Here is a 9,800-nt window from a genome sequence, read left to right as displayed (position 1 = left end):
CGGTCCGTGATCCCGCGCGCGGCGTCGTCATTGGCCGGAACGTTCGAATCGAGCAGCAGCAGCGGCACGCGCCCGACGTCGGCCCGCCAAATGTGCGCGCGCAGCGTCCGGTCGCCCGGCAGGGGAAGCGTGACCAGGGCCGGCGAACCGTCTTCCTCACGGAGCAGCGTCAGGGGCAGGCCGTCGGGGTCAAGGACCGGGTAGGTCTCCTGCTGCCAGGCGTCCCGGGACAGGGACTGCTTGAAGTAGCCCGCCTGGTACAGCAGCCCGACGCCGATCAACGGCACGCCCAAATCCGAGGCTGCCTTCAGGTGGTCACCCGCCAGGATCCCCAAGCCGCCCGAATACTGCGGAAGAACCTCCGTGATGCCGAACTCAGGCGAGAAATACGCGATGCACGCCGGAGCATCCGGACCCAGGCCCTGGTACCAGCGCGGCTCACCCAGGTACCGGTCCAGATCCGAAGCCGCCTGCTGAACACGCTCGACGACGGCGCCATCCGCTGCGAGCTCCTGCAGTTCCTCGCGGCTGACCAGGCCGAGGAAGGTCATGGGGTCATGATTGCTTTGCTCCCAGGCTTCGGCGTTCAGCGCGGAGAACAGTTCGCGTGTCGGCAAATGCCAGGACCAGCGCAGGTTCTTCGCCAATCGTGCGAGCGGGGCGATTGCTTCCGGCAGAACCGTTCGTACCGTGAACCGTCGAATCGCTTTCACTTCCGGCCACCTTCGAACGCGGACTGGGCAGGTTTTGTCGACGTTTCCATGCGGGTTACCTCCAAGAGGTTGTTGTGATGATTGGGGAGATGTTGGCTAAGGGTGGGACCACCGCGGCGCCGGGGTGGGTAGGCCTCTGCGGGCACAACCGGCACAGGGCAAGCGCTTACATGCTGTGGACGGGCATCATTGGCCCCTCCTGCGCCCGGTCCCGGAACTCAGAAGCAGGCAGCGGTCTCCAGGTTCCGTCCACGCGCTATTCCGGGGGCTTCACGAGCCGGGAACAAGGGGACGCGGCTACTCGTGGATCCGCCGCGGAAGCCGGCGAATTCCCGCTCAGGTTTGCGCGACATCGACCGCATCGTCAATTCGGCTGATTGGTACCGAATGATTCCAAGCACGACTTACTTCCTTAGTCTCCGGGAACTCTGATCGGTGACCATCCGCCATGTTGTATCAGGAGGAATCTCATCGCCGTTCGTCGACGCGCCTTGTCGACGCGGGTCGATGGCTCGACAGTAGTTGGCAGCGCGACGGTGTGTCAAATGTCACAATCACGTTCGATAGGAGCGCGTAATGAATGCCTCGAATTGGCGGACTGCACCCGGACGGCGGGGCGATTCTACGGCTGCACGGCGCGTGCCACGGCGGTGCTTCCGCGCAACGTCAACACCGGTTCCGCGAGCCACTGCACGGCATCCGGCCCGTCGCTCCTGAGGCGTCGGGTAAGGAATTGTGCTGCTTCACGACCCATGACGCTCGGTTCGGCGGACGCCGTCGTCAGGGCGGGCATGAAGCGCTCCGCGGAGCCGGCACTGGTGTTGATCGCGACAATGGAGAGAGACTCGGGCACTCGCCAACCGTGGGCCGCCGCCGCACCCAGAAGGCCTGCAGTCGCCGCTTCGTTGATCATCACGAGCCCGGTTGTTTCCGGAGATTCTTCCAGGATCTGTCCAAACACCTCGCGACCGCCGGCAAGTGAGCTCGTGGCCGGATACAGCCGAGCGCTGATCCCGTGCCTCGACGCAGCAGCTGCAACGGCATCCCAGGATCGGACCATCGGGCCGTATCCGCTGTCCAGGGACTCACGCGAATGCGTCACAAGGCCGATCTCCGTGTGCCCCAGGCTGACGAGATGCGACACTGCCAGCTCCCCCATTGCTTCGAAATCTGCGTCCACGAATGTCAGGCCATCAGCATCCGTGGGCCGTCCGATCGTGACGAAGGGAACACCGGTTTCCAGCAGGACAGGAATCCGTTCGTCGAATGACCTGACTTCCATTAGGAGGATTCCATCTACGAGGCCCTGGGCCACGATCCGCTGCATCTCGCCCAGGTCGTCGGGGTCCATTGGCCACAGAAGGAGATGGTATCCGTCAGCACGCGCCTGCTCGGCGGCACCTTGGACGTATTCGAATTCCGTGGTGTTCATGCCTTGCTCCCCGACCGGAAAAATCAAGGAGACGATGCCGGTCCGTTTGCCGGCCAAGCCCTGGGCGAGCAGGTTCGGCGTATAGCCAAGATCGGACATGGCCTTCAGGATGCGCTCCCGCGTTTCGGGAGCAATCGGCCGGACACCACTGAGGGCATAGGACACAGTGCTCCTGGAAACGCCTGCTACCCGCGCAACATCGGCCATAGTTACCAAGGACTATCCCCCTGTATTGTCGGTGGCTGCTTTGCGATGGGCCCGCGAAAGACCGCGAGCCTCCAGACGGTAATGCCTCATAGTAAACCGTAATCGGTTGGGAAAGTGGTGGAGGCATGCTGAGCCCACTGTTGCATACACGCGGCGGCTAAGCGAGGGTGCCGGGATTTACGCGTTCTTGCCTACAACCCAAGACACCGCTGAAAATGCCGGAGAAACGAAAGAGCCACCCCCGGCGGGGCGGCTCTTTCAATTTCCAAAAAATCTGAGGCCCTGCCCGGAACATAAAACCCACGTTCCAAGCAAGGCCTCCATGGTGGAGCTGAGGGGACTCGAACCCCTGACCCCCTGCATGCCATGCAGGTGCGCTACCAGCTGCGCCACAGCCCCATATTTTCGCTACTTCACGAACCGTGAACTGGCCGGAAAACCCCGTCCAGTTTTCGGATTCCTCCGAAGCAACTCAAATATCTTAGAACAGCATTTCCGAAAATTCCAAATCGGGCATATTCAGTTGGTCTGTGCCTTAAAGCCTAGGATTCCTCGACGGCGGGAGCCTTCGCGGAGGCGTCGTCACCGAGTTCCAGGTCCACTACGGGGCAGTCTTTCCAGAGGCGTTCCAGGGCGTAGAAGACCCTGTCCTCGGAGTGCTGGACGTGCACCACGATGTCTGCGTAGTCCAAGAGGACCCAGCGGCCTTCGGAACGTCCTTCGCGGCGGACCGGGCGGAGATCCTGCTTGAGCAGCTCTTCCTCGATACCGTCGACGATGGCGTTGACCTGGCGCTCGGTCGGGGCCGAGGCTATCAGGAAGACGTCAGTCAGGGCCAGACGTTCGCTGACGTCGAGGGCGATGATGTCCTCGGCCAGCTTGTCCGCTGCCGCGCGGGCGGCGTGGCGGGCCAAGAGGACGGATTGTTCATGTGCAGTCACGGGACTCCTTGTATGCGGCTTCGAGAATAGACGAAGCCTGTTTGGTGGCAAAAGCCGTTATGGTCAGCGGGAAAGTCCGCTGGTGATCATGATGATGCCCGTAATCAGGGCGATGGCTCCGATGCCAACGAGTCCCAGGACCAGGAGCCGGGTACGCTGGGCGCGCCCAAGTCCCGCCGTCGCGGCGTCGAGCGGTTCAAGTCCGTAGGCCGAACTTGCCGAAATGGGCGGATGTTCTGCCGCCTCGGCCAGCGCTTCGCCATCGGGTTCGGAGCCCGACGTCGGGCGTCGACCGGCCGCTTTCGCAGCGGCCTCTGCGCGCGCCAGCACTCCTGCGCGGCCGCGCAGGTTGCGTGGCTTGCCCGACGCCGACTGCCCCGGCTTCAGTTTCGGCGCCGGGGAGGTCACAAGGGGAACGAAGGTGGTGCCGGGCGGCTTCATGACGGGACGATCGAGTCCCGGAACCTTCACGAATTCCAGGGGCGTCACCATGGCCAGGTTGCTAGCTACGGAAGGTTCAGCACGGACAGGCCCGGAAGGACGGCTGTTCTGTTCGGCGAGCCTCTGCTTGGCCATGGCCCTCTTATTGAGGATGGCCTCGCGTTCAGCCTGGGCGATCTGTTCGGCCAGGGCCTCCGGGTCCGCCGGCTCGACGTCGGAACTGGAAACCGCTGATTCGGCGGCGGGGACTTTCTGCACCGCAGATTCCATTGCAGCGATGTGCTCAAGCTTGTTGGACTGGTTGTTCGCTTGGGCGGCCAAAAGCTCGCGGGCCATCAAGGCCTGCTCCACGGTCATTTCCGGCGCACCGGGAGGAGGTCCTGCCGTGACGCGGACGCCGCCGCCGGGCAAAACGCCCGGGCGATCAGGACCGGACTGCTGCCTGCCGGGAGCCTGGACCGGGACACTGGATGTCCTTGGCCCTGAGCCCGGTGCCGGGACAACGGGGATCGCCGAGGTGCCCGGTGCAACTTCTTCCTGCAATTGCTGGAGGCGCAGCTGACGGCGCGTGGGCGGACCGCCGCGGGAAAGCTGCTGCTCCTTGTCCGCGAGTTCCTTGATGGCACGGAGGGCGGCGCGGTCGCGCGCACGCGCCTGGGAGGAACGTTCCGAGGCGGGTTTGGCGTCCAAGGGAGCATCTGCCACCCGGCGCACCCGATTGGCCGAGGCGCCGCCGGACGCGTGGTTGGCGTCGTCGGAGGTAACGGCCTCGGCTACCGCGGGACGTGCGCCTGTTTCTTCCAGGCGTGCGTCCCGGGCTCGTCGAAGCTCGCGCCGGCTAGGGATGGGGGGCTGTTCCTGGCTCATTCAAAACTCACTCGGTACGGGCTTGGTGTTCTGTTCCGGTCATAGCATGCAGGGGCTCCCCCATGCCGGGTTTGCCCGAGTACAGCTTGTATTTGGCGATGTACTGCACTACTCCGTCAGGTACGAGGTACCAGACCGGATTGCCTGCACCCACGCGGGCGCGGCAATCCGTCGACGAAATCGCCATGGCGGGCACTTCCAACAGACTGACGTCTTCCCTGCCCATGCCGTCAAGAACATGACCGGGCCTGGTGACACCGACAAAATGCGCCAAGGACCAAAGCTCGTCGACATCTTTCCAGGACAGGATCTGTGCCAAGGCGTCCGCGCCCGTGATGAAGAACAAGTCCGCATCCGGCCGTTGCGTCCGCAGATCCCGCAGGGTATCGATCGTGAAGGTGGGACCGGGGCGGTCCACGTCCACACGGCTCACCGTGAAATTGGGGTTGGAAGCCGTGGCAATGACCGTCATCAAGTACCGGTGCTCGGCTTCGCTGACTTGCTTGTGCGATTTCTGCCAGGGCTGTCCGGTGGGCACGAAGACCACCTCGTCCAAGCGGAACTTGGCAGCAACCTCACTGGCAGCAACCAAGTGGCCGTGGTGAATGGGATCGAACGTCCCACCCATCACGCCCAAGCGAAGTCGGCGCCCCGTTTCCTCGAAGGGTTTCGCGGCGGAAATGTTAGTGACCCAGCCCTGGGTGCTTGGCCGGGTGCTGGCGGTGCGGATCCGAATGTTCTTCGACGGCGTCGTGACGGTTGCCAAGGTTCGTGTAGGAGACTGCCACAAACATCAGGACCAGCAGGATGCAGAACATGGAGACACCGAAAACCCAAGGTTCAGCCCACAACGGTGCCGGCGCTTCGGCTCCGCTCTCGCCCCCTTGCGTGAGAATTGAAATGGCGATCTGCTGAAACTGCATTTTCTCCCCTAGCGGTTCAAAGGATTTCGACGGCGGATCCTCCCGCCGTTCAGGACTTCTGTTCTATGTTACAGCGTTGCTAGGCGCGGACCTGGCCTTCACCCTGGACGATCCACTTGGTGGTGGTCAGCTCGGTCAGGCCCATGGGGCCGCGTGCGTGCAGCTTCTGGGTGGAGATTCCCACCTCGGCGCCCAGCCCGAGTTCGCCGCCATCGGTGAAGCGCGTGGAAGCGTTCACGATGACCGCCGCCGAGTCGATGTCCGCAATGAACTTCTCAGCGTTCGCCAGATTGTTCGTCAGGATGGCCTCCGTGTGGCCGGTCGACCATTTGCGGATATGCGAGACGGCCTCGTCAAGGTTGTCCACCATCGCAACAGCGAGGTCAAGGTCCATGTATTCCGTAGCCCAATCGACGTCGTCGGCGGGGACCGTGTCCACGGAGCCGGACAGCGCCGCTTCAATCCGGGAGTCGACATGCAGGGTGACCCCGGCGGAACGAAGTGCGGCGGCGACCGCGGGCAGCACGGTGGATTTCGAGTGGACCAGGAGGGTTTCCACGGTGTTGCACACACTGGGGCGCTGGGTCTTGGCGTTGAGCAGGATGTCGACGGCCATCTCTTCGCTGGCGGACTCATCGATGAAGATGTGCACGTTGCCTTCGCCGGTCTCAATGACGGGCACAGACGAGTTGTTCACCACAGTCTGAATCAGGTCCCGTCCACCGCGGGGAATCAGCACGTCCACGCGGCCACGGGCACGCATCAGGACATTCGCGCCCTCGCGGCCGAACTCGTCCACGCTCTGGACGGCGTCGGCCGGCAGCCCTACGGATTCCAGCGCATCGCGGAGGATGGTCACAAGGGCTGCGTTGGTGTGGGCGGCAGCCGATCCGCCGCGCAGGATCACGGCATTGCCGCTCTTCAAGGCAAGTCCGGCGATATCGACCGTGACGTTGGGGCGGGCCTCGTAGATCGCAGCGACTACTCCCATGGGCACGTTGACCTGGCGCAAGCGCAGGCCGTTGGGGAGGGTCTGGCCACGGACGACGTTGCCCACGGGATCCGGCAGACCCGCCAGGTTTTCAAGGGCGGCCACAAGGCCGTCGATGCGGGCAGGAGTCAAGGTCAGGCGGTCCAGCATGGCAACGGAGGTTCCGTTGTTGCGGCCGGACTCAACATCCTTCGCGTTGGCGGCGAGGATTGAATCCTGCTGTTCCCGGAGGGCCGCGCCGATAGCGCGCAGGGCGCGGTCCTTCCAGGCACGGTTCGCCTTGGCCATGTGCCGCGCTGCCTGCCGGGAGCGGTCCGCGATCGAATGCACGGCCGCCTCCACTTGCCCGGGCGTGAGCGGCGCAGTTCCCAGCTCCGGAGTTTCCGGCACCCGGGTGGCATTGCCGGAAGCCAGGGCGTCGGTTATCACAGGAGAATCAGGGGTAAGGGCCTCAGTCATTCTCCAAGTTTAGTGGAGCGGGACGGCTGGACCAGTACGAGGTCGTCAACATGAACAACTACGCGGTCATATCCACGGCCAAGGTCCTTGGCGAGCTCCTTGGTTGAACGGCCAAGCATGCGGGGAAGCTCTTCCGCGGAGTAGTTCACCAGTCCCCTGGCAATTACGGTGCCGTCGGCGGAAACCATCTCCACGGGATCGCCGGGCTCGAAGTCCCCCTGCACCGACGATATTCCGGCGGGCAGCAGCGAGGTGTGACGGTCGCGCACCGCCTTGACGGCGCCGTCGTCGAGCATCAAACGGCCCCGAACCGAAGCGAGGTGGGCCAGCCACAGCAGGCGAACGGGTTTGCGGTTGCCGTTGATGGCGAACCATGTGCCCACGTCCTCGCCGGCCAGCGCTGCGGCGGCATTGGCCGTGGACGTGACGAGGGCGTGGATGCCGGAGCCCGCGGCGATCGAGGCCGCCTCCACCTTGGTGGTCATGCCGCCGGTACCGACGCCGGCTTTGCCCGCCTTGCCGATGGTCACGCCGACGAGGTCGGCGGGACCGGTAACGAGCGGAATGCGCTTTGCACCCAACGACGGCGGACCGTCATACAGGGCGTCGACGTCGGACAGCAGGACCAGCGCGTCGGCCCGGACAAGGTGCGCCACCAAGGCGGCCAGCCGGTCGTTGTCACCGAAGCGGATTTCGTGGGTTGCCACGGTGTCGTTTTCGTTCACGACCGGCACGACGCCGAGGTTCAGCAAGCGGTCGAGCGCCCGGTATGCGTTGCTGTGCTGGGTGCGCCGCATCAGGTCATCGGCAGTCAACAGGACTTGGCTGACCGTGACCCCGTGCGCAGCAAAAGCCTGCGAATAGCGCGCCATCAAAAGCCCTTGGCCCACACTGGCCGCAGCCTGCTGCGTGGCGAGGTCCTTGGGACGCTTGGCGAGCCCGAGCGGTGCGAGACCCGCCGCGATGGCACCAGAGGAGACCAGGATGATCTCCGTCCCGGAATTGCGCTTCTCGGCCAGGGCGTGGACCAGGGCCGTCAGCGCTTTCTCCGAGATGCCGCCTTTGATGCTGGTCAACGAGGACGAACCTACTTTGACCACAATCCGCTTGGCGCCGGCCAACGCCTGGCGTTCCGCGGCGTCGTCGCCTTCGGTGACTTCAGCGATGCGGGCCGTGCTAGTCGTCATTTCCGGCTTCCAGGCCGCTTTCCTTCAGGGGCTTGGGCAGACGGCGGCCGCTGACGGACTCGGTCCAGATGCCCGCCTTCCGCTCGGCTTCGAGCTCGGCACGTGCTGCAGCCTTGGCCTCGCGGCGCTCGAGCTGCTCGTCGCGCTTCTGCGAACGGGTGGGACGGTCGCCGATGTCGGCAACGCGAATGTCGGTTCCTCGAGGCGTCGCCAGGAGTTCGGCGCCCGCCATCATGGTGGGCTCCCAGTCGAACACCACGCCGTCTTCCTCGCCGATCACCACGGTGTCGCCCGGAACGGCACCCATCTTGAACAACTCGTTTTCGATGCCGAGCTTGGCCAGTCGATCGGCGAGGTAGCCAATGGCTTCTTCGTTGGTGAAATCGGTCTGCTTGACCCAGCGGACCGGCTTTTCCCCGAGCACGCGGAAGAGCGGTTCGAGGTTCTTCTCCTCGCGGCGGATCTTGAAGCCGGACTCGTTGACGGCCCGGGGGCGCAGGACAGGCGCTGCGACCTTGGGAGGCGCAATCGCAACGGCCTTGCGGGCGGCCATGACGATCTCGCCCATGGCGAAGCTCAATTGGCGCAGGCCTTCATGGCTCGTGGCAGAGACTTCGAAGACGCGGTAGCCGCGCTGTTCCAGTTCTGGGCGGACGAACTCGGCCATATCCCGACCGTCAGGCAAGTCCACCTTGTTCAGGACCACAAGCTTGGGGCGCTCGTTCAAGGGGACCACTTCGCCGTCAACGCCGGCGTAGCTCATGTCCACCGCGTACTTGTCCAGCTCTTGCTCGATGATCGCAAGATCGGTGAGCGGGTCCCTGTCCGCTTCCAAGGTTCCGCAGTCCAGCACGTGCACCAGCGCGGCGCAACGCTCTACATGGCGCAGGAAGTTGTGGCCGAGGCCCTTGCCCTCGCTGGCGCCCTCGATCAGCCCGGGAACGTCGGCGATGGTGAACCGGACGTCACCGGCCTGGACCACGCCAAGGTTGGGGATCAGGGTGGTAAACGGGTAGTCGGCGATCTTGGGCCGCGCCGCGGACATCGCCGCGACAAGGCTCGACTTGCCCGCGGAGGGGAAGCCAACCAGCGCGATGTCTGCGATGGACTTCAGTTCCAGGACGATGTCGCTGGACTCGCCTTCAATACCGAGGAGGGCGAAACCGGGTGCCCTGCGCTTCTGCGAAGACAACGAAGAGTTACCAAGGCCGCCCATGCCGCCTGCGGCGGCGACGAACTCGGTGCCTTCGCCGACGAGGTCAGCAAGGACGACGCCGTCCTTGGTCTTGACCACCGTGCCGTCCGGGACGGGAAGGACGAGGGTTTCACCGTTCTTGCCGCCCCGCCAGTCGCCCATGCCCGGGCCGCCGTTGGTTGCGTGGCGGTGCGGTGCGTGGTGGTAATCAAGCAGGGTGGTGGTTTGGGCATCGACGCGCAGGATGACGTCGCCGCCATTGCCGCCGTTGCCGCCGTCGGGTCCACCGAGGGGCTTGAACTTCTCGCGCTTAACAGAAACACAGCCGTGGCCGCCTGTTCCGCCGGATACGTGAAGTACTACCCGGTCTACGAAGGTCGCCACGTGTTTCTCCTCTATGTGGAAATTACTGCTTGAAGTGCGTGTTGCGCCGCTGTTGCGCGG

9 protein-coding genes and 1 tRNA gene are annotated in these 9,800 nt (G+C 64.3%); all 10 read right to left on the bottom strand.

Going from position 1 to position 9,800, the window contains the following annotated elements:
* A partial coding sequence (locus QRN51_RS18180; RefSeq protein WP_284991220.1) for a DUF3417 domain-containing protein occupies positions 1-713 on the bottom strand: 713 nt, incomplete at its 3' end.
* A gap of 622 nt (positions 714-1,335) precedes the next feature.
* Positions 1,336-2,352, bottom strand: a complete 1,017-nt coding sequence (locus QRN51_RS18175) for a LacI family DNA-binding transcriptional regulator (RefSeq protein ID WP_284991227.1) — start codon at positions 2,350-2,352, stop codon at positions 1,336-1,338.
* Positions 2,353-2,675: 323 nt separating this feature from the next.
* Positions 2,676-2,751 (bottom strand) — tRNA-Ala (locus QRN51_RS18170).
* A gap of 143 nt (positions 2,752-2,894) precedes the next feature.
* On the bottom strand, positions 2,895-3,293 hold the full coding sequence (gene rsfS, locus QRN51_RS18165; RefSeq protein WP_059389355.1) for a ribosome silencing factor: 399 nt from the start codon (positions 3,291-3,293) through the stop codon (positions 2,895-2,897).
* 63 nt (positions 3,294-3,356) lie between these two features.
* A complete protein-coding gene (locus QRN51_RS18160) occupies positions 3,357-4,601 on the bottom strand; it encodes a hypothetical protein (RefSeq protein WP_284991218.1) in 1,245 nt (414 codons plus the stop codon).
* Between the two features lie 7 nt (positions 4,602-4,608).
* On the bottom strand, positions 4,609-5,229 hold the full coding sequence (gene nadD / locus QRN51_RS18155; RefSeq protein ID WP_059389356.1) for a nicotinate-nucleotide adenylyltransferase: 621 nt from the start codon (positions 5,227-5,229) through the stop codon (positions 4,609-4,611).
* 55 nt (positions 5,230-5,284) lie between these two features.
* The gene (locus tag QRN51_RS18150; RefSeq protein ID WP_059389357.1) at positions 5,285-5,524 is read right to left on the bottom strand and encodes a hypothetical protein; all 240 of its coding nucleotides are present in this window, start codon (positions 5,522-5,524) and stop codon (positions 5,285-5,287) included.
* 79 nt (positions 5,525-5,603) lie between these two features.
* Positions 5,604-6,974, bottom strand: coding sequence for a glutamate-5-semialdehyde dehydrogenase (locus tag QRN51_RS18145; RefSeq protein ID WP_284991217.1), 1,371 nt, complete (start codon positions 6,972-6,974; stop codon positions 5,604-5,606).
* Positions 6,971-8,161, bottom strand: a complete 1,191-nt coding sequence (gene proB / locus QRN51_RS18140; RefSeq protein WP_284991216.1) for a glutamate 5-kinase — start codon at positions 8,159-8,161, stop codon at positions 6,971-6,973. Before proB ends, QRN51_RS18145 begins: the two co-directional genes overlap by 4 nt.
* Positions 8,151-9,740: a GTPase ObgE gene (gene obgE, locus QRN51_RS18135; protein ID WP_284991215.1), complete on the bottom strand. Its 1,590-nt coding sequence runs from the start codon at positions 9,738-9,740 to the stop codon at positions 8,151-8,153. Before obgE ends, proB begins: the two co-directional genes overlap by 11 nt.
* Between the last annotated feature and the right edge of the window lie 60 nt (positions 9,741-9,800).

This window comes from Arthrobacter sp. efr-133-TYG-120 (assembly GCF_030209785.1).
Lineage (GTDB): Bacteria > Actinomycetota > Actinomycetes > Actinomycetales > Micrococcaceae > Arthrobacter.
The sequence above is the reverse complement of the archived record's forward strand: the minus strand, read 5'-3'. Positions and strand labels throughout refer to the sequence as shown.

Bases quoted from the DNA above. Each gene is read 5' to 3' on its own strand.
- QRN51_RS18145 (WP_284991217.1), bottom strand. From the start codon at position 6,974: ATGACTGAGGCCCTTACCCCTGATTCTCCTGTGATAACCGACGCCCTG.
- nadD (WP_059389356.1), bottom strand. From the start codon at position 5,229: ATGGGTGGGACGTTCGATCCCATTCACCACGGCCACTTGGTTGCTGCC.
- QRN51_RS18160 (WP_284991218.1), bottom strand. From the start codon at position 4,601: ATGAGCCAGGAACAGCCCCCCATCCCTAGCCGGCGCGAGCTTCGACGA.
- QRN51_RS18175 (WP_284991227.1), bottom strand. From the start codon at position 2,352: ATGGCCGATGTTGCGCGGGTAGCAGGCGTTTCCAGGAGCACTGTGTCC.
- proB (WP_284991216.1), bottom strand. From the start codon at position 8,161: ATGACGACTAGCACGGCCCGCATCGCTGAAGTCACCGAAGGCGACGAC.
- QRN51_RS18150 (WP_059389357.1), bottom strand. From the start codon at position 5,524: ATGCAGTTTCAGCAGATCGCCATTTCAATTCTCACGCAAGGGGGCGAG.